Annotated in this window: 20 protein-coding genes; 6 read left to right on the top strand and 14 right to left on the bottom strand. The window is 27.5% G+C overall.

Going from position 1 to position 20884, the window contains the following annotated elements; translation table 11 throughout:
• Nucleotides 1-116 precede the first annotated feature (116 nt).
• Nucleotides 117-764 carry a TetR/AcrR family transcriptional regulator gene (locus tag VJI77_RS02705; RefSeq protein WP_278553849.1) on the top strand — a complete coding sequence of 216 codons (648 nt, stop codon included), beginning with the start codon at nucleotides 117-119 and terminating at the stop codon, nucleotides 762-764.
• A gap of 9 nt (nucleotides 765-773) precedes the next feature.
• Nucleotides 774-1781 (top strand): alpha/beta fold hydrolase, encoded by a 1008-nt coding sequence (locus VJI77_RS02700; RefSeq protein WP_323988172.1) that lies wholly within the window; start codon nucleotides 774-776, stop codon nucleotides 1779-1781.
• Between the two features lie 277 nt (nucleotides 1782-2058).
• On the opposite strand, the gene VJI77_RS02695 is transcribed toward VJI77_RS02700, so the two are convergent.
• The gene (locus VJI77_RS02695) at nucleotides 2059-2448 is read right to left on the bottom strand and encodes a nuclear transport factor 2 family protein (RefSeq protein ID WP_009354622.1); all 390 of its coding nucleotides are present in this window, start codon (nucleotides 2446-2448) and stop codon (nucleotides 2059-2061) included.
• A gap of 137 nt (nucleotides 2449-2585) precedes the next feature.
• On the opposite strand from VJI77_RS02695, the gene VJI77_RS02690 reads away from it, so the two are divergent.
• Nucleotides 2586-2930, top strand: a complete 345-nt coding sequence (locus VJI77_RS02690; protein ID WP_323988171.1) for a winged helix-turn-helix transcriptional regulator — start codon at nucleotides 2586-2588, stop codon at nucleotides 2928-2930.
• A gap of 303 nt (nucleotides 2931-3233) precedes the next feature.
• Here VJI77_RS02690 and VJI77_RS02685 read toward each other — a convergent pair whose 3' ends face one another.
• Nucleotides 3234-3947: a carbon-nitrogen hydrolase family protein gene (locus tag VJI77_RS02685; RefSeq protein ID WP_323988170.1), complete on the bottom strand. Its 714-nt coding sequence runs from the start codon at nucleotides 3945-3947 to the stop codon at nucleotides 3234-3236.
• Between the two features lie 10 nt (nucleotides 3948-3957).
• Nucleotides 3958-4443, bottom strand: a complete 486-nt coding sequence (locus VJI77_RS02680; RefSeq protein ID WP_323988169.1) for a GNAT family N-acetyltransferase — start codon at nucleotides 4441-4443, stop codon at nucleotides 3958-3960.
• A gap of 176 nt (nucleotides 4444-4619) precedes the next feature.
• Here VJI77_RS02680 and VJI77_RS02675 point away from each other — a divergent pair, with 176 nt between their 5' ends.
• Nucleotides 4620-6599: an alpha/beta hydrolase family protein gene (locus VJI77_RS02675; protein WP_323988168.1), complete on the top strand. Its 1980-nt coding sequence runs from the start codon at nucleotides 4620-4622 to the stop codon at nucleotides 6597-6599.
• 64 nt (nucleotides 6600-6663) lie between these two features.
• Here VJI77_RS02675 and VJI77_RS02670 read toward each other — a convergent pair whose 3' ends face one another.
• Together VJI77_RS02670 and VJI77_RS02665 are read right to left on the bottom strand one after the other, a co-directional pair.
• Entirely contained in the window at nucleotides 6664-7314 is a 651-nt protein-coding gene (locus tag VJI77_RS02670) for an HAD family hydrolase (RefSeq protein WP_313961204.1), read from the bottom strand.
• 115 nt (nucleotides 7315-7429) lie between these two features.
• A complete protein-coding gene (locus VJI77_RS02665; RefSeq protein WP_323988167.1) occupies nucleotides 7430-7987 on the bottom strand; it encodes a TetR/AcrR family transcriptional regulator in 558 nt (185 codons plus the stop codon).
• A 159-nt stretch (nucleotides 7988-8146) separates the two neighbouring features.
• Between VJI77_RS02665 and VJI77_RS02660 the strand changes: the two genes are divergently transcribed.
• Entirely contained in the window at nucleotides 8147-10030 is a 1884-nt protein-coding gene (locus tag VJI77_RS02660) for a heavy metal translocating P-type ATPase (protein WP_323988166.1), read from the top strand.
• 237 nt (nucleotides 10031-10267) lie between these two features.
• Here VJI77_RS02660 and VJI77_RS02655 read toward each other — a convergent pair whose 3' ends face one another.
• Together VJI77_RS02655 and VJI77_RS02650 are read right to left on the bottom strand one after the other, a co-directional pair.
• The gene (locus tag VJI77_RS02655; protein WP_323988165.1) at nucleotides 10268-10471 is read right to left on the bottom strand and encodes a CsbD family protein; all 204 of its coding nucleotides are present in this window, start codon (nucleotides 10469-10471) and stop codon (nucleotides 10268-10270) included.
• 65 nt (nucleotides 10472-10536) lie between these two features.
• Nucleotides 10537-10776 (bottom strand): GlsB/YeaQ/YmgE family stress response membrane protein, encoded by a 240-nt coding sequence (locus VJI77_RS02650; protein ID WP_323988164.1) that lies wholly within the window; start codon nucleotides 10774-10776, stop codon nucleotides 10537-10539.
• A 331-nt stretch (nucleotides 10777-11107) separates the two neighbouring features.
• On the opposite strand from VJI77_RS02650, the gene VJI77_RS02645 reads away from it, so the two are divergent.
• Nucleotides 11108-12484, top strand: a complete 1377-nt coding sequence (locus VJI77_RS02645) for an MATE family efflux transporter (protein WP_323988163.1) — start codon at nucleotides 11108-11110, stop codon at nucleotides 12482-12484.
• A gap of 446 nt (nucleotides 12485-12930) precedes the next feature.
• Here VJI77_RS02645 and VJI77_RS02640 read toward each other — a convergent pair whose 3' ends face one another.
• The 7 genes from VJI77_RS02640 to VJI77_RS02610 form a co-directional block, all read right to left on the bottom strand.
• Nucleotides 12931-14262, bottom strand: coding sequence for a sensor histidine kinase (locus VJI77_RS02640; RefSeq protein ID WP_323988162.1), 1332 nt, complete (start codon nucleotides 14260-14262; stop codon nucleotides 12931-12933).
• Entirely contained in the window at nucleotides 14259-14915 is a 657-nt protein-coding gene (locus VJI77_RS02635) for a response regulator transcription factor (protein ID WP_323988161.1), read from the bottom strand. Before VJI77_RS02635 ends, VJI77_RS02640 begins: the two co-directional genes overlap by 4 nt.
• A gap of 133 nt (nucleotides 14916-15048) precedes the next feature.
• The gene (locus VJI77_RS02630; RefSeq protein WP_293440316.1) at nucleotides 15049-16428 is read right to left on the bottom strand and encodes an ABC transporter permease; all 1380 of its coding nucleotides are present in this window, start codon (nucleotides 16426-16428) and stop codon (nucleotides 15049-15051) included.
• 10 nt (nucleotides 16429-16438) lie between these two features.
• Nucleotides 16439-17083, bottom strand: a complete 645-nt coding sequence (locus VJI77_RS02625; RefSeq protein WP_323988160.1) for an ABC transporter ATP-binding protein — start codon at nucleotides 17081-17083, stop codon at nucleotides 16439-16441.
• 10 nt (nucleotides 17084-17093) lie between these two features.
• Nucleotides 17094-18380: an ABC transporter permease gene (locus VJI77_RS02620; protein ID WP_009354592.1), complete on the bottom strand. Its 1287-nt coding sequence runs from the start codon at nucleotides 18378-18380 to the stop codon at nucleotides 17094-17096.
• 715 nt (nucleotides 18381-19095) lie between these two features.
• The gene (locus VJI77_RS02615; RefSeq protein ID WP_323988159.1) at nucleotides 19096-20085 is read right to left on the bottom strand and encodes an SIR2 family NAD-dependent protein deacylase; all 990 of its coding nucleotides are present in this window, start codon (nucleotides 20083-20085) and stop codon (nucleotides 19096-19098) included.
• A 7-nt stretch (nucleotides 20086-20092) separates the two neighbouring features.
• Nucleotides 20093-20878, bottom strand: coding sequence for a hypothetical protein (locus tag VJI77_RS02610; RefSeq protein ID WP_323988158.1), 786 nt, complete (start codon nucleotides 20876-20878; stop codon nucleotides 20093-20095).
• Between the last annotated feature and the right edge of the window lie 6 nt (nucleotides 20879-20884).

Here is a 20884-nt window from a genome sequence, read left to right as displayed (position 1 = left end):
AATTATACACATTTTTAAAATTTTTAATTTAGTTTAATTAGCATTGACTAATTAGTCAAAGGATGATATAATTTTATTGAACGAAATTGACTATTGAGTCAACAAAGGAGGCGTTTATGGTTACTAAAAATTTTGAAAAAATTTCAGAAGATAAAAAACAAATGATAATAAATAAAGGGATAAAAATTTTCTCAGAGTTTTCATTTGTGGAGGCAAAAACTGATTTAATAGTTAAGGAAGCTGGTATTTCTAAGGGTTTATTATTTTACTATTTTGATAATAAAAAGAATTTTTATCTATATCTACTTAATTATGCAGTAGATTTATTGACACAGAATTTAGAATGTAAGACATATTATGATTTTTTCGATAACATTTTTAGTATAATGGATAAAAAATGTAATTTAATAAAAAAATATCCTAATGAAACTAAATTTTTAAATATGGCTTCTAAGGAAACAAGCAAAGAAGTTGACAAAGAAATTAAGGATATTTTTAGTGAATATCACAAAAAATCAAATGAAAAATTAAAAAAACAAATTTCTAATTCTATTAAAATATTTAACTTAAGAAAAGATATTGATCATGAATTAGTTGTGGATGCTTTATCTTTATATATTGATGCGATTGTTATAAAATATCTCAATCTATATCAAGATAATCCAATGGATTTATTCGACAATTATGATGAATTTAAAAATAGTATTAGTAAATATCTAGGTTTAATGCTTAATGGATTTCTTAATACAGATTGTTTAAGATAGGAGGATAAAATGTTTTATAAGAATCCTTATGAATACTTATCTGGAAAACTTGAAAATAAAAAGCTAATTAATGCTGGTTTTTCAGAAAAAACTTATGACACAGGTACTGTTAAACTTAACTATGTAATTGGTCCAAAAAACGGACCAAGTTTGTTGCTAATTCCTGCTCAAATAGGAATGTGGGAGAGTTATAAAAAAGTACTAATACCTTTATCTAAAATTTTTCAAGTTTATTCAATAGATATAAGAGGACATGGAAAATCTACTTGGACACCTGGTTATTATTCTTGGGAAATTGTAGGTGAAGACTTAAAAATGTTTATCAAAAATGTAATAAAAGAAAAAGTAATTATAAGTGGAAATTCATCTGGGGGTATTCTTGCCCTATGGTGTGCAGTTAATATTCCTGAATATGTTTCTGGAATTGTTCTCGAGGATGCCCCAATCTTTTCTACGGAGATGCCAAGATTTAAAGAACAAGATAAATTTGTTTACAATGGATTAAAACATCTTGTTGACAAAATTGGAAATATTGAAGACAGAGACTTAGCAGATTATTTTAGAGATATGGAAATACCTGATTCTGATAAGAGAATTAAAAAAATTCCAAATTGGTTTGCTAATTGTTTATCAAAAAAGATAAAAAAATTTCAAAACAAATACCCTGATAAACCCATTTCAGTAGGATTCCCTGATAGTTTACGACTACTTATTAAATCATTGTCTATGTTTGATCCCGATTTTGCTAGAGCTTTTGTTGATGGAAGATTTTATGATGGGATTAACCACGAAGAAGCCTTTAAAAAAACAAAATGTCCAATAATGCTTATTCACGCTGACTGGAAAAGATATGAAAATTTTGGACTTGTAGGAGCTTTTGATGAAGACGATGCTAAACATGCAATTTCTTTAGCTCCACAAATTATATATAAAAAAGTTTCTGCTAATCATGTAATTCACGCTTTTAAACCTAAAAAATTTATTGAATTATTAACTGAATTTAAAGAAAGTATATAAATTTATTAATCTATTTAGAATAAAAAGAGCTGATAGCTAAGATTTAAAATCTATAATCAGTTCTTTTTCTAAAATTCAGTATAAATTTTTATTGTGAAACAACAAGGTTCTCGGTACCCACTCGATGCAAAGCATCGTGGAAGGCTGGGGATCTTATTGCGAAACAACAAAAGAGAAGACTTATATATTTTGATATAAAATCTTCTCTTTTTAAAAATTTGACATTCATTATTTTATTTTACATATTTCTTACATTTTGTTATAAAAATAAATTCCCTTATTTCCAAAATTTATCTTCTTCCTCTTGTTGTTCTGCAAAAGTCCATACTTCTTGTATTTTTCCATTCTCTATTCTAAATAAATCAATACCAGGGTCATTTAGTTTTTCATCTTCTTTTTCAGCTAAAGAAACAACACTTGCAACAACAAAGCAATCATTACTTGCAGCCCAATTTGTAATTACTCTAAATGTACCATTGCTTCTTTTGGTAAATTCTCCTAAACGCTCTCCCAACGCCTCTTTTCCTTTAACAATTCCTGAAAGTGGACCTTCTCCTCCCATATGCCATACAATATTATCAGACATTGTTTCAAAAACCGATTTAAAATCTCCCTTCAATAATGCTTCTGTATAAGCATTGTATACTTTCATAATTTCACTTTTCATAGCCAATCTCCTTTCTTTTTGAGGATTGATTTTCCTCTTACTATTATTATACTTTTTAAGTCTTGACTTTAAAAGTACGAACATTTATAATACATAGTATCTGATACGATACTATTACACATCTTAAGGAGGTTTTTATGTCAACTATTTATGATAAATGCCCTTATGTTACTACTCAGAAGGTTTTACAAGGAAAATGGGCAATTGTAGTTTTATATCATTTAAGTACAGGTACTAAAAGATTTAATGAACTTGAAAGATTAATTCCTGAAGTTACTCGAACTGTTTTAACAAGGCAATTGCGTCAATTAGAACAAGATAAATTAATCAAAAGAAAAGTTTTTGCTGAAGTACCTCCTCATGTTGAATACTCTTTAAGTACATTAGGTGCTAAATTTCAGAAAGTTTTGAACGAAATAGAAATTTTTGGACTAGATTATATTTCTGAACTTAACAAAATTAATAATCCAAAGGATAAATAAACTTATCTATCTAATTATGAAGTAGATTTATTTATATAAGATTTATAATATAAATTAAGTGCTTATATTTTTTATATTGTGGATAAAAAATGTAATTTCATTAGATCCACAAATTACATATAAAAAAGTTTCTACTAATCATGTAATTCACTCTTTTAAACCTAAAAAATTTATTGAATTGTTTACAGATTTTAAAGAAAGTATATAAATGTTGATTTATTAATATCTATTTAGAACAAAAAAAGAGCAGATTTTGAGATTAAAACCTCTAGTCAGCTCTTTTTCTAAATTTCAGAATCTTTTTTATATCTCAACGATTAAAATATCTTCTTTATCCAACTCTAAACTCTTTTCAATTTTTCCATTTTTAAAATAATATGCCCCACCAACGCTTATTGGCTCGTCTTTTGTTATTGAATTTACCAAAAGCACATTATCCGATGCTAATTTAGATTGCTTAGCATAATCATATTGTTCAGTATTTTCCCATTCATCTTTTGAGAAATTACAATAAACAGGCCAAAGCAAAATTCCATTTGTTTTAAACTTTTCAGAACAAATCCACATATCTCCACATAGTGCAATTTTAAATTCTGTATTCTTATAGATAAAAGTTTCTGAAGTCTCTCCCTCACAATAGTGTTCATCAGTAATTGAATATTCTTTCCAATTTTTAGTAATTCTTCTATAATTTTGAATTATTTTTCCTTTTTCAATCACTACAAAAGAGGAATAAATATTTTCTTTTTCTCTTTCAATATAGCCAATACCAAGATCAATTTTATATTTTTCACTAAGTTTTTTTAATTTTTGCATAGTTATAGACTCTTTTGTAATTGCAATATTTTTATCTATTTCATAATTCCAAGAAAGCGAGTCAAATCCTTGCAAAAAAGTTTCTCCAAAACAAAGTAAATCAGCTTTTCCATTAGCAGAGATAATCGCCTTTTCTATTTTTTTTATATTATATTCAATTTCTCCATTGTTAAATTCGTAAGAAACCAATCCTATTTTCATAATATCTCCATTAAAATATTTTTGACATCATATACTCATCTACATATTTTCCATTTACATACATTGTCTTTTTCTTAGTGCCTTCAATAGAAAATCCCATTTTTTCATATAATTTTATTGCTGACACATTTTCACATTCAACAGTAAGTTCTAATCTTATAATTTTGTTTTTAACCACCCAATCATCAAGCATTTGAAAAAGTTTTGTTCCAATTTTTCTATTTTGGTAATCTTTTTGTATTCCAATTACAATATAAGCAGTATGTCTAATTCTCCTAAAAGCTCCTCTTTCCGCTGATAAAAAACCTACTATTTTATCATCCTCTATTGCTCCTAAAAATAAATTATTTTCATCTTTTAAATTTTTTACAAGTTTTTCCTCGTTCCAAACTCTTTCATCAGGTTCAAACATCATAAAATTTGTTTCGCTATCAATAATTTTTAGACAATTATAAAACTCTCTAGCATTTGTATCTATCAATCTTCTAATTTCCATAATAATCTCCATTTTTAATTTCATTTAATATATTTATTTTATCATATAATTAGAATTTATCAAAAATTATTTTTTTGTAATTTTTTTCTTTTTGTAGTATAATCAAACTACAAGGCTTATACATTAAAATTTTTTAATTAATGTTAATCATTGTGAATTTAGCTTAAGGAGGCAATATGAAAAGTATAAAAATTGATGAATTTAAAAACTTTAAATTTTTAGGAAATTTACATTTAAGTAAAGACGAAAAAAATCTATTTTATTCCGTTTCTAATATGAATTTAGAAAAGAATTCTTATGAACATAGAATATATAAAATGGATTTGGAAACTAAAAAGTCCTTTGTTTTTACTAATGGTGCTAAGGAAAGTTCTTTTATTGAACTTTTAGACGGTTCTATTCTTTTTGCAAGCGATAGAGAAGACAAAAAAGAAGACTCAGATATAACTAAATTTTATAGAATATGCCCTTTAGGTGGCGAAGCTGTTTTAGACTTTACTATTCCTGCTTTGGTAAATAGAATAAAACAAATAAATGACGATGAATTTTTAGTTTTGGCTAACTTTAATAGAACAAAAGAATTAGAAAAAATTGAAAAAGAAGAAAAGAATAAAGAGAATAAAGAAAAAACTTATGACGATTCTAAGGATTATCTTGTTGCAACTGAAATTCCTTTCTGGGGAAATAATATTGGCTTTACAAATGAAGACAGAAGTAGGCTTTATCTTTTTAATAAAAAGACTTCTGAATTCATTCCTTTAAGTGATGATATCACTGATATTTATGGTTTAGAAATAAATGAAAATAAAACTAAAGCTGTATTTATAGCAACATCTTATACAGGAAAAATGCCTCTTGTAAATGAAGTTAAAATTTTAGATATTAGTTCTAAAGCAGTAGACATTTTAGCAAAAGACTATTCTTTCGAATATGCTAACTTTATAGATAATGAAAATATTGTAGTTAAAGCTTCAGATATGCAAGAATATGGTTTAAATGAAAATTCAAATATTTATATTATAAATATTAACAATAAGTCATTTGAAAAGATTGTAAATGATAATTTTGATATGTGTATGCATAATTCTGTTGGTACTGATATGAGATTAACTGGTGGAAAAAGTACTTTAGTAAAAGACGGATTTATGTACTTCATAAATACTGAGGTAAATAGTTCATATATTTATAGAATTGACAAAAATGGAAATCTCGAAAGACTAAACGAAAAATCTGGTTCTATAGATTGTATAGATGTTTCTAAAGACGGTAAAATTTATGCCATTGCATTAAAAGACTCTAATTTACAAGATATTTATGAAATTTCAACAGAAGAAGAAAATAGAATTTCTTTCCACAATGATACTACTGAGTATTCTCTTTCAGAAATTGAAGAAATTACTTTTACTAATGACGGAATAGGATTTATTGGATATGTTATGAAACCTGTTGACTATGATCCAGAGAAAAAATATCCAGGTGTACTTCATGTTCACGGTGGACCTAAAACAGTTTTTGGAAAAGTATTCCATCACGAAATGCAATTTTTAGCAAATAATGGCTACTTTGTATTTTTTACAAATCCTAGAGGTTCAGATGGTAGAGGTAAAGAATTTGCTGATATTCGTGGAAAATATGGGGAAATTGACTTTGATGACCTAATGAAATTTACTGATGCTGTAATTAAAAATTACCCTGCACTTGATGAAGAAAGACTTGCAATCATGGGTGGAAGCTATGGTGGTTTTATGACAAATTGGGCTATCGGACATACAAATAGATTTAAAGCAGCTTGTTCACAACGTTCAATTTCAAATATGACTTCTGAATTTTTACTTACAGATATTGGATATTATTTCATAGATGACCAAATCTCTGCAACTCCTTGGAATAATTATGAAAAATTATGGTATCATTCCCCACTTAAATATGCAAATAAGGCACAAACACCAACTCTTTTCATTCATTCAGATGAAGATTATAGATGTTGGATACCAGAAGGAATTCAAATGTTCTCTGCACTAAAATATCATGATGTACCTGCGAGACTTGTAATGTTTAAAGGTGAAAATCATGAACTATCAAGAAGTGGTAAACCAATGCATAGAATAAGAAGATTAAAAGAAATATTAGAATGGTTTGATAATTATTTAAAATAATTTAGAAACTTTAAAGAGCTATGTTAAATTTTTCAACATAGCTCTTTTTTCATCATAATTTTATTTAAAGTCCAATTTTTTTCAAATTTTCAACGGAAATTGTATCCATTTTATAGTCAAAGTCTGTTGTTCTTTCAAAAAATTCTCCATTAGTCAAAGGTTCATAAACCAAAACTGTTTTTATTCCCCTTTTCTTTGCCGTTTTTAATGGAGCTTCGGTATCATCAAAAAATATTATGTCGTCAACATCTGCATTGTGTTTTTTTACTGCCCAATCATAATATCTTTCATCATCTTTTAAATATCCACAATCATCGCAGGTTTGGATATAGTTAAAATACTTCATAAGTCCTGTTCTTTCTAAACAATTTTTACAAAGTCCTATATTTGTAGCCGTATTCAAAGAAATCTTATAGCCTTTTTCTTTTAAGTAATCTAAGGCATTCATTACATTTTCTTTTGCTCCGTAAATTTCATCATATCCTTCTTTTACATATTTTAAATTTCTGGCATAAATTTCATCCGGAGTTAAATCAAGATTGAAATAATTTTTAATTGCTATTCCTCTTGCATAAAGTTTTTTTCCTTTAAACAACTCTTTTAGTTCATCAGTTTCTTCTAAATTCATCTCTTTAAGAAAATATTTACAACTTCCGAACCAACCCCCAATAGAATCAATTAAAGTTCCGTCCATATCAAACATTACACACTTCATAACTTCCTCCTGATATTAAATATATAATTATGATAAAACAAATATTGATTTATCACAATACGCAAAGCTCCATTCATTTTATCATATTTTAGCTAATTTCTCAAATCATTATATACTAAATTATAGGATCTACTACTCTAAAAAAATAATCAGCAATTTCTTCTGGACTCTCTTTCATTTGGTCTTTTATCCACCATTTTACTGTTTCCACAAATGAACAACAAATATGATTTTTCAAGAATTTCTTAAACTTCTTATCTTCAATATTATCGATAAAAATATATTCATCTATTACCTTAAATAGATAAGTTTTAAAATATTCTAAAAACAATTCATTACTTTCACAACTTAAAACCTTTATAAACTCTTCCTTATTTTCCTTTAAATGATAAAGTATATGTGTAATTAAAATTTTAGGATTTTTGTTTGAATTTTCAAAAATTTTTGAACATTCTCTACTTAAATCATTAGAAAATATATGTTCAAACAACTCACGACAAATTTCTTTTAACAAGTCATCTTTAGTTTCAAAATGAGAATAAAAAGTACTTCTGCCTATATCTGCCAAATCAATAATTTCTTGAACTGTTATTTTATTATAATTTTTCTTGGATAAAAGCTCTGTAAAAGCCATAAAAATTGCTTTTCTGGTTTTAATTTGCTGTCTATTCATAAAATCCTCCATACATTTTTCAAAAAATGTTCAAAGTATTACTATTTTGATTAATTGCTTATTGATATATAATATCTATAGTGATACAATTAAATCAAACAAAGTGTTCGTTATTAAATTAATTGTAGCATTATAAACAGAAAAAATCAAGGAGGACTTATGATAAATAAAATTTCAAAATTATTCAGTGGTTTACACTTTACTATCATTTCAATAGTATTTTTTATCCTAAATGTTGTCTTAAATCTTTTAAAGATAGAAACTGCATTTAAACCGGTATGGATAAGTATTGTTATATCTGCTTTCCCTTTTTTAGTTGGGGCTATTAAAAATATAGTAAAATTTAAAATAAAAAATTCACTTTTAATCACAATTGCAGTAATCGCATCCGTATTTGTTGGAGAATATTTTGCAGCAGCTGAAATCGCAATTCTTATGGCAATCGGAGAACTTTTAGAAGACTATACCGTTGATAGGGCGAAAAAAGGTCTTAATGATTTAATTTCTTCCACTCCAAAAAAAGCAAAGAAACTCATTAAAACTAATGATTCTTATACTGTTAAAGAAGTTCCAATTGAAGAAATTGAAAATGGAGATATAATCAGAGTTATGCCTGGGGAAATAATTTCAGTTGATGGAATTATAAAAGAGGGTTTTTCTTCTATTGACCAATCAATTCTAACAGGAGAAAGTTTACCTGTAGATAAAACTGTTGGAGACGAAGTTTTCTGTGGTTCTATGAACTGTTTTGGAAGCATTGACATCATAGCAAAAGATGTTGAAAATTCTTCCTTACAAAAATTTATCGATTTGGTTGAAAGAGCAGAAAAAGAACAAACTCCTATGCAAACAGTAATTGACAGACTTGCAGTTAAACTCGTTCCGACTGCACTTTTAATTGCAATTGCAACTTTTGCAATAATGATGTTATCTAATTTTGATTTATACACTTCAATAAATAGAGCAGTTACGGTTTTAGTTGTATTTTGTCCTTGTGCCCTATTCTTATCAACTCCAACTGCTGTTATGGCTTCAATCGGTCAAGCAAGTAAACATGGTGTTATAATAAAAACATTTAATGCCCTTGAAAAACTAGCAAAAGTTAATAAAATAGCTTTTGACAAAACTGGAACTTTAACTTATGGAAAGTTAAATGTAAATGATATAGAAAATTTTTCTGATTTTTCAGACGAAAAAATAATGTCCTTAATCTCAAGTTTAGAATCAAAAAGTGAGCATCCTATTGCAAAATCAGTAACAGAATATCTAGATGAAAAAAATATAAAAAAAGAAAATGTTGAAAATTTTAAAATGAAAATTGCAAGAGGAGTCGAAGGAGAGATTTTAGGAAATAAATATTTCTGCGGAAATGAAAAATACTTTAGAGAAAATAATATAGATGTCAAAGACAATATAAAAGAAAAAATTGAAAAATACTCAAATGAAGCTAAAAATATAATTCTTTTTGGAGATGAAAAAGAAGTTTTATCAATCGTAACTCTATCAGACACTCTAAGAGAAAATGCTAAAGAAATGGTAGAAAATTTAAAAAGCTTTGAAATTGAGCCACTACTTCTAACTGGAGACAATCTTTTAACTGCAAAATACTTTTCAGACAAAGTTGGAATAACAGAAGTAAAGGCTGAACTTTCTCCCGAAGAAAAGTTTGAAAATATAAAAAATCTAAAAGAAAATAATGTCGTTTGTATGATTGGAGACGGAATCAACGACGCTCCCGCTCTTAAACTTGCAGATGTTTCGGTTGCAATGGGAAAAACAGGAAGCGACATTTCAATCGAAAGTGCTAATATTGTACTAGTGGGACATGATGTTTCAAAAATAGTTTATCTAAAAAAGCTCGCCAATGCAACAGTTAAGACGATAAAATTCAACATCATAATATCACTTTTAATTAACTTTGTAGCAGTAATTTTATCAGTTCTTGGAGTTTTAAATCCATTAGTTGGTGCAATAGTACACAATCTAGGTTCAATACTCGTAATTCTAAATGCGTCATTACTATACGATAGAAAATTTAATTAGAAAAATATTTAAGAGAAGCAGTTTTGCTTCTCTTTTAATTTATTTTTACAATAGTATTTTGAATTTAGATTATTATACTTACTTTTTTATTTTCGTTAACTATTTTTTATAATTTTTAGGAATTAAAAAAACAGTAAAACACTACATCGTCTTACTGTTATTTTTAGTTACTATATTATAACTTTATATTTAGTTATTTTAATATTCTATGCTAAAGGATAAAAATCTATCTTAAAACTATTTTTTATCTTTATTTACAATATTTTTAATGCCTTCAACTGTTCCTTCTACGGCATCTTTAACATCTTCAGCTACTTCTTTAACTTTTGAAACTACTTTTTCAGTAGCACCTTCTTTTTCTGTTTTTTTATCTCCAGTTAATTTTCCAAAATTTTCTTTTACTGAACCTTTTACTTGATCAATTTTTTCTTTACCTGACATAATTATATCTCCCTTCATCAAAAACTAATTTTACCTTTATTTGCAATATTTTTATAAACAGTAGTTTATTTTTTTTTACCAAAGAAAAATGATACTACAGCAATAACAATTACTGCTCCTAATACAGATGGAACTATTGCCATATCAGCTATTTTAGGACCCCATGTTCCAAATAACGCTTGTCCAACAGATGAACCTAACAATCCTGCTATTATATTAGCGATTATCCCCATTGCTCCACCTTTTTTAGTTATTCCACCAGCTATAAAACCTATTAACCCTCCAACAATAAGTGACCAAATCATAAATTTTTCTCCTTTAAATTATATTAATAAATAAATTAAAATACTAAACAAACTAATTTTTTAATTATATCTATTTATTACATTAATACCCTATTTTATTTAAAATAAACTATATCTTATATTATTACTAATTATTTTGTGCAAAAATAAACGTAATTTGAATTAGTAAATTAAATTATCTTCTTAATATCTTTAATTTTAAAATAATTATATGCTCATATATTTCAATAAATAAACTAAAAAACAAATTTTGCTTCTCTTTTATCATTGCAAAAAGACTAAAAATATGTTATTATTTTAGAATAATTTTAGACTTTTTACGGAGGATATAATGGTTAAAAGCAATGAAATAGATATGATAAATGGAAAGACCTTGAAAAAAATGATATTTTTTTCAATTCCAATTATTTTTACAGGTGTTTTTCAATTACTTTTTAATACAATAGATATAATTGTTGTTGGACGTTTTTCTGGAAGTGCTGCACTTGCAGGAGTTGGAGCAACTTCATCACTAATAAATTTACTCGTAAGTTTATTAATTGGAATTTCTATGGGAATCAGTGTAACAATGGGAAAATATTGCGGTGCAAGAGACTATAAAAATGCATCCGATACTGTTCATAATGCAATCGGACTTGCAATTATTTCTGGAACAATTTTACTTTTTGTAGGGCTTATCGCTTCAAGACCTATGTTACATCTAATGAGAACACCTGATGAAATTATTGATTTATCAGCAATTTATATGAGAATAATCTTTTTAGGAAGTCCCGCAGCTGCCATTTATAATTTCGGAGCGGCACTTTTAAGATCCATTGGAGATACAAAAAGACCGCTTTTCTTTTTAATAGTTTCAGGTATTTTAAATTTTTTTTTAAATTTATTTTTTGTTATAGTACTAAATATGAGCGTTGATGGAGTAGCAATAGCAACAATAATTTCTCAATATGTTTCGGCTATTATGATGATATTATTTTTAACAAAAAATGTAGGTTATATGCATCTAGATTTGAGAAAAATAAAATTACAAAAAGATAAAGTTATTAGTATTTTAAGAATAGGACTTCCAGCTGGACTTCAAGGTATTGTATTTAGCATATCAAATGTGTTAATTCAGTCTTCTATAAATACCTTTGGAAAGTTAGTAATTGCAGGAAATACAGCAGCAATAAATATTGAAGGCTTCGTATATATGTCAATGAATTCAATTTATCAGTCAACACTTAGTTTTACAAGTCAAAATATGGGAGCAAAAAAATATCATAGAATAGATAAAATTTTATTGCAAGGTCTTGGAATTGTTGCAGTAGTTGGTCTTGTACTAGGTGTTGGTGCATATTCTTTAGGAAATATTCTACTTGGAATATTTACAGATGACCCAGAAGTAATTATGTATGGACTTAACAGAATGAAAATTGTTTCAGCAACATACCTACTATGTGGACTAATGGACGTAACAGTTGGTTCCTTAAGAGGAATGGGATACTCCATTTTACCAATGATTGTGTCTTTAACGGGCGCTTGCCTATTCAGAGTAATTTGGATATTTACTATATTTCAAATTTATAGAACTCAAGAATCACTTTACATTTCTTATCCGATTTCATGGATATTGACAACTGCAGCACATATCTGTTGCTATTTAGTGATAAGAAAAAAATTATTAAAACAAAATAATGAGATTAAAAAAGTAGTTCTCGCTCCTTAGAAATGCAGACAAAAATGTCTGCTTTTTTTATAAAATTTTCACGTCATAATATTTTTTAAGAAAAATAATTTTGCTGTTTCGGTAGTGGATGTATCTTCGATACATTTACTTTTGCTAAAGCAAAAGTATGAGATTTCCGCAGTCGATTGTACCCAAATCAAAGATTTGGACAATCTTTGTGTCAGTTCTAATTTGTCTTGTAAATAATTAACGTTATGAGATTTCTCCACTACACTCAGCTATGCTTCGTTTCGGTCGAAATGACGTATAAAGAGAAATCTTCGATTAATAGTTAGACGTTAAAAGTAAATAAACGTCAATTGTTTAAAAACTTCTAAGAAGTAAAATAATTCACGTCATAGCAACAAGCAAAGAAAATCCCCCAATACGTCATCTCGAGCGTAGTCGAGAGATCTCATAAAGCTCATTTATTATGAAACAAAAATTTACTTATCCATATTACCTGACAATTCGATTAAAAATACAATTCCTATTTCGGTTTTTTCTACTTTGTATTTTATTCCATAGTTTAATAAGATGTTTTTTACAATGTATAATCCTAAACCGTTGCTGTTTTCTTTGTTTAGGTTGAAATTTATTTCAAATATTTTATTTACATCTAAATCTTTATTGTCTTTATAGGAATTTTCTATATAAAGCCAATCATCTTTAGTTCCGATGTTTATTACCCCATCTTCGTCAGAATATTTAACTGCATTGTTTATTAAATTAGAAAGTACAATTTTAAGTGCTGTCATTCCTATATAGATTTTTTCATCTTTTAGAGTATTATTGACTTTGATATTTCTATTATTTGCAAGTAGTATATATTGTTTTAGAACGTCTTCTAATATATCATTAACAACTATGATTTCTTCATCATCTTTTAGATGTTCAAAGGAAGAAACCGATAGCATTTGCGAAATACTTCTTGTTAAATGGTCAACTATGTCTATACAATTATCAATGTATAAATCTCTATTTTTATATTTTCCAATATTGTATTTCATATTTTCTAAAATTATTTTTAAGCTAGCTAGAGGTGTTTTTAATTCATGGGATGTTCCTCTAAAAAAATCATATTTTAGTTTTTCCAATTTTACTATTTCTTCATTTTTAAGTTCTAAATCATCTATCAATTTTAAAAGAGTATTATATAAATCATTAATCTGTTCTTTTAATTCCCCAACTTCGTTTGTAGAATTAATATTCAAATATGCCGTTCTGTCTAGTCGCATCATCTTTTTTGTCACATTTTTTATTTCATTTATGTTATTGGTTATCGCCTTTGCATATATAAGTGAAATTATTATTGAAAATATAAAAGAAATAAATAAAGAATATGGTAAAAATTTAAAACTAAGTTCTTTTGCATCTTTTTTCATATCAGCAGTAGAAATAAATTGAATGGAAATTTTTTTACCATCTTTTAATTCTATTTCTCTTTCTTCAATGATTAAAGAATTGTTGCCACTCTTTAAATCAACATTGATGTCATCACCAATTTGTAATTCATTGTCCTCACCTTGTCCCTTTATTACAGCTTTTATATCACTACTTTTTGAGTAAAAGTCCAAAGATTGTTCAACAAACTTCATATCTTTTCCTTTAATATTCTCGGAAATTTCGTCAGCTTTTGCATAGAGCTCTTGCTTTCTAGTTTCCAAATAAGTTCTAGGAAAAATAAAAAATACCAGCAAATGTATTAAAACTATTACAGTCCCAAGAATTCCAAATGTCTGTAGAAACATTTTTGGAAATATTTTTAAATTCTTCATTTTCTCTCCAATTTATAACCTACGTTTCTGATTGTTACAATACAATCTAAACCTAGTTTTTTTCTCAATTCTTTTATATAGACATCTATGACTCTGTCAAAAGGAATTTCATCCGTTTCTTTCCAAACATTATCTATTATCTGCGCCCTAGTCAGAGCATGTCCTTCATTTTCCAATAAATATTTTAATATTTCAAGTTCTTTCGCATTTATGTCTATATCTTCTCCATTATATTTTGCTGTATAACTTGTAAAATTAACCTCTGCATCTTTATATTCAAATTTTTCTTGACCACCATAATGTCTTTTAATTAGAGAATCAATTCTAACTTTTAAAACCGGTAATGAAAAAGGCTTTTCCATATACCCATCTGCTAAACTTGAAAAAGCATTTATCTTATATTCTTCATCATTAAATGCAGTCAACATCAGAACAGGTAATTTACTTTTTTTTCTGATTTCTTTTAAAACTTCCAATCCGTTTAGAAAAGGAATTTGAATATCTAAAATTACTAAATTTATTTCATTGTTATTAAAATATTTTAAGGCTTCCTGTCCATCTTTTGCTTGAATGATGTCATAACCGAATTCAGATAAATATTCAGAAATTCCTTCTCTGATTATTTGATCATCTTCGACAACAAGTATTCTCATAAGCCCTCCTTTTTATACAAAAATATCCTTATACTATTTTACCATAAAAAGCAAAAATTATCGATGTATATACATCGATAATTTCTGTTTCTTGTACAATAATATTGTAAAATTCCTCCCATAGGATAATAAGCTATTTTGTATCTATTAATAATTCTTTTGGTTTCTTTCTTAAGATATTTGAAGAAGAGATTACCAAAGCTATCGCAAGTACTATTGTCATGAACAATACTACATAAAGAAGTGCTCTTGGATTAATTACTACATCTAAACTTGATAGTGTTTTATTAAATCCGTCAACTTCTGCACCACCACCTAATTTTGTAGTTGATGATTGTTTTGCAATTTGTTTTGCAATACCTCCTGTAACTTTCTTTAATATACTATTTCCTAAAATTTTTCCTGTATATCCAGCTAAGAAATATGACCCTATGAATGCTGGTATTGCAACGAAAAGTAATTCTACTGCAAATTGTCCAAATATCTTTGTTTTAGAAATTCCTATTGATAACAATACTGCAATTTCTTTCTTTCTAGCATTCATCCACAAGAATAATAATAATGTAACTACTATACCTGCAAATACTAGAGAACCAATGAATAATTGATTTGCAATTGAATATATTCCTGAAATAGATTTTTGTAATGCAGGGAAGTTTGAAGAACTCTTAATTAGATTATAAGATTTCCAGTTAATATCTAACTTTTTAAGATCTTTTATTACTTGATCTAAATTTCTATTCCCTTTTATAAAGAATGTTGCATCTTGGTATGTCGCTGTATCTTCTGTATTTCCATATACTTTAGCTGCTGTGTGAACATCTGTAATTAAAGTATTTTCATAAAGTTCTTGTGAGTAAGTTACTCTGCCTTTTCCATGTCCATCAAAAAGACCTTTAATTTCTACTTCTACAGTTTCATTTGCTTTCTTTTCATTATCTGCATCATATAAATTGGATTTTAATTTAATTTTATCTCCAACTTTTAAATTATTCTTTGCAGCTAAATCTTTATGCATTAAAATTTTATTTTTATCTTCACTAGTTAAATGTTCACCTTCAACTAATTTATATGCTCCTGAAACAAATTTTGTCTCTTTTTCAGAACTATTTACACCTGTTAACATAACTGCTCTTTTAAAATTCTTAGCTCTTTCAGCAGATTCGTTTTGAGCAGCTCCCGGTGCTTCAACTATATCTAAATTGTCATCAAGGTTTGCAACACTATTGATTCTCTTAACAAAATTATCAACATGTCCTGAATCAACGATTTTCTTTATATCTTGACCTCTTACATTACCACCACCTCTGGCAGTACCTTGATTTACTCTTCTATTTATTTCCATTGTAAAACTATTTGTAATATTTTTAAAAGTTTCTTCTGATGCCTTATTTGTAGCATCTTTTATAGATAAACTTATCAAGCTAAGTGCTGACATTGATAAGATAATTAGTAATATAATTAATGATTTTAAACTCTTTCTTGTTACATACGCAAAAGCATTTTTAAACATCTCCTACCTCCTACTTACTTTTTGTTACTTCTTTTAATCTCTTATTATTAAGCTCAAGTACTGTATCAGCTGAACTTGCAACTTCTTTACTATGAGTTACTACTATTACACATTTATTTCTTTCTTTAGCTAATTTCTTTAAAACTGCAATTATTTCTCCAGCAGTAGTTTCATCCAAGTTTCCTGTAGGTTCGTCTGCCAAAATAACTGGTGCTTCTGATACTAAAGCTCTTGCTATAGCAACTCTTTGTTGTTGTCCACCTGATAATTTCATAACATTTCTTCTAACTTGAGTCTTATCAAGTCCTAACTCAAGTAATATATCTTCAGAGGCTTTACTATTTACTAATCTAATATTTTCTAATGGTGATAGATAATCTATAAGATTATAGTTTTGGAATACAAGAGAGATATTATTCTTTCTGTGATTACTATAACCAGCTTTTTCTATATTTTCATCTTTGAACAAAATTTCTCCGCTATTTGGTTTATCCAATCCTGCTAATAGTGAAAGTAATGTTGACTTTCCTGTTCCGGATTTCCCAATAATTGCATAAAATTTTCCAAGTTCAAATCCTTGATTTATTAATGATAAAACTTTTTCTTTTGAATTCGCATAACTATATGTTACATTTTTAATTTCTAATATATTCATTTACTTCCTCCTAACTAATTTGTGATAAAATTTCTTTCGGTTTCTTAATTAAAATCAATCCTGATGCAAAAACTACTGATAAAAGTATAATTAGCACCAATATTCCATAACTTTGTGCAAAAGTTATTAAACTTTCAACATTATATCCATTACTTACAAAATTAGATGTAATTGATGTTGTATCCTCAGAACTAATCAATCCACCAATAATTTGATTTACTACCAGATTTCCAAATATCAAAGATACAAGAATTGCTGGAAGTGATATAAATATTAATTCCAATATAAATTGACCAACAATTTTAGATTTACTTACCCCAATGGATAATAAAATTCCAATTTCGTAAATTCTTTCTCTTAACCATAGTATTAGTATTAATGAAAGAACTACAGAACCACCAATCATAATTGCAAAAGTCATTATTCTTATAATATGTTTAACACCATTTAATGACTCAAGAGCATCTTTAAAGGCATTTGCTTCTTTATCAACTGTATAAGATTTTTCCCAATCGACATTAAGTTTTTTAACTTTATTTATTGCCTCGTCCATACTTTCAGGAGTTCCTGAGAAAAATGTCAACTTATTTACTAGTTGTTTATTTCCTTCAGCATTTAAAGCTTTTTGAGCAGAATCATAATCTGTAAACATTGTGTTTTCGCTTAAGTCTGAAGTTAATCCAGTTTGTTTTTCTTGTTTCTTTCCCGAAAAAATTCCAACAATTTCAAATTCATATTTCTTATTACTCTTGTCGGTTTGATTTGGATCTACAAATTCTAAACTAATTTTGTCGCCTATTTTTAATTTGTTTTTTTCGGCAAACTCTTCATGAACTAATATCTTGTCTTTATCATTTTTTTCAATATTTCTTCCCTCTTTTATTGAAAAAACTCCACTGTTAAATAAAACATTCCTTTTTACATTGCTTGTAGCTTGTATTGATACAACATTTTTTAAATAACTTGGAATATCATCTCTAGTGATTTGTTGTCCACTATCTACAGCATTTGTATTTGACAATTTTGCTAGACCTTCATATTGAGAAACAACTTCTTCAATTTCCTTTATATTTTCTAGTCCTTTAAAATCATTTTTGTCAAAATATCCTTGACTATCTTTTTTGGCTATAGTTGATGAAGAATTTGAAGATTTATATAAAGACTTCTCCATACTAGAACCCGATTTCAAAATATTTAAACATGCATACAAGCAAGAAAGCACTACTGTCAAAATAATAAAAACAATAAAAGTTCTATTCTTTTTTCTTAAAACATATGCTATCGCATTTTTTACCACTTTCTTATTCAGCTCCCCTCTCTCAAATTTATTTTATATTTTAGGATGTACCCCTTAAATTCTAAGTAATTAGAAATTTATCATTCCTCCTTAACACTATGTATTTTCTTTACAGTAGCTATTTTAAACTAGATTTATGAAATATTTATGAAATAAAAATGAAATATTTATGAAATGAAAAATTTTTTTAATTTTTTTTATATTTAATAGCAAAGGGGCTTTATGAGATCTTCAGAGGCTATTGTATCAAATAACACAATTACTCCGTCAGGCCTAGTTTTGTTTGCAAGCGCGGGGCTTTAGGAGATCTCCAGAGTCATTGTATCAAATGATACAATGACTCCGTCAGACCTACTTTTGTTTACAAGTAAACAAAGTTAGGGCTAGATTCACTCCAGTCGAGATGACGTGTTGAGAGATTTTCTTTGAAAAGTACTTTGACGTGCATTATCTAGTTTTTTAAATAATTGTTAATAATTCTTACTTTTTTAACTTTTTGAAGTTTATTTACTTTTAACGTTAAGCTCCAAAACGAAGATTCTTCCTTATACGTCATTTCGAGCGAAGCCGAGAAATCTCATACTTATTCTTGTTTACAAGAATAAGTAAATGTATCGTAGATACATCCACTACAAAAACATCATAACTTTACTTCTTATTTACACAAAAAAAGAATACTCTTAAAAAGAATATTCTTTCTTAAAATCTATTTTTATTATTTCATAATTTTCTTTAGTATTTCTCCAATATCACCGTCTATGCAAATACTTCTGTCTTTTATTTGTTCAGGGCAAAATGCTTCTTTATAATTAATACAAGCATAAACGGAATTTTTATTTTCCATGGTCATTTGCCAAAAAGGATATTTTATTATTACAGGAGTATTATTTCCAACACCCAACTCTAAAAAGAGTATATGTTTATCTTTATACTTTTCAAGAAAATTATAATATTCTCTTGATGCTCTATGCCATCCTTCATCTTCAACAAAGGAACTGTCAGCACGAAGATTCATTGTGACATCGGAGTCATCATCAGGACATTTTGGAATCATTTCTGTAGGAATTTTCATTGATATTTCTCTATTTTCAGGTATATCAAAAATACCTTCTTCATTTTTCTTAAATCCTTGAACTTCTATTGCTTTCATAACCCATTCTTCATTATCATAGGTCTTTTGGTTTTGTGGATTTACACTTTGAAATAGTCCATAATCACCTTGAGTATAGAAAAGACGTTTTTTATCAAATCCCGTCCTTTGAAATTGATGATCTACATTTGTCGTAATAACAAAATATTCTTTATCCTTTATAATGGAAAACAAATCTCTGTAAACCGGTTTTGGTGGTTCGATATATCTATTAAAATATATATTTCTTGCCCACCAAGCCCAAAGTGTTTCTTTATCAGGAAATGGATAAAATCCACCGGAATACATATCTCTTATACCGAATTTTTTTGAAAAATCAAAAAAATATTTTTCGAATCTCTCTCCACCATAAGTCAAACCTGCCGAAGTTGAAAGCCCCGCTCCAGCGCCTATTACAATTGCATCCGCATTTTCTATTTCTTTTTTTAAAAATTCAATCTTTTCCTTATTTAACTCACTTTCAGAAGATATATTTTTCCCAACAGTCTTTAATCCCTTAAGTCCCATTTGAATACTTTCTCTGTATCCATCTGTTTTATTATAATTTTCTTTCATATTTTACCTACAAGTCTAAAATCCTTTTATATTCTCTTATATCAGGCTCTTTTCTATCTATGCACCATTCTTTTATAACTTTTATAAGTTCGGATTTATCTTCTATAAATGTTTGATATACCCCGCCGTTTTTTTCTATTTCAAAAATATAAGAATCTATTTCATTTGAAATTTTCTTACTAAATAATGAAGAAAAAAATCCCTTATTTTTATAACAAGGAGTACATTGTATAAAATTACCTTGTTTTCCATCAGTTTCATACCAAATGGTAATGAATGTTAGTCCTCCATTTTCATTTACTCGGTCAATATCATTAAATTTTTCAATAAAGTTTTCAACATTCTCCCAATCACATTCGAAGTCGTCTATACTTTCTGTTCTACATTTTAATATGTCAATCCCTTTACAAAAAATTGCATCATTGCTTTGAAGATTATAAATTCCTACACCATATTCATCTGCAATACTTTTTACAAATTCCAATGCCTCATCTTCAACATTATATGGGAATGCACAATATACTCCATTCTTTCCTAAGCTATAATCAGTCAAATGATTTTCTGAATCCTCTGTTGCATAGGCAATCTTATCAGGCAAAGCATACTTCCCACTTATTGGTGGAAATTTTTCAAACATCTTTTTAGCCCAGCAGGCAATTACACGAGAACATCCCTCTAAAGATTCATAATCTTTATTTTCTTTATATTCTGTAAACTCCTCCTGATATGCAAACACATCCAATGAAGTTTTTATCTCTTCTCTTTTTTCAAAGACAAATAAATCAAAACTCATAATTAT

Source organism: Parvimonas sp. D2 (assembly GCF_035282635.1).
Classification (GTDB): domain Bacteria; phylum Bacillota; class Clostridia; order Tissierellales; family Peptoniphilaceae; genus Parvimonas.
This window is presented reverse-complemented; position numbering and strand designations above follow the sequence as displayed.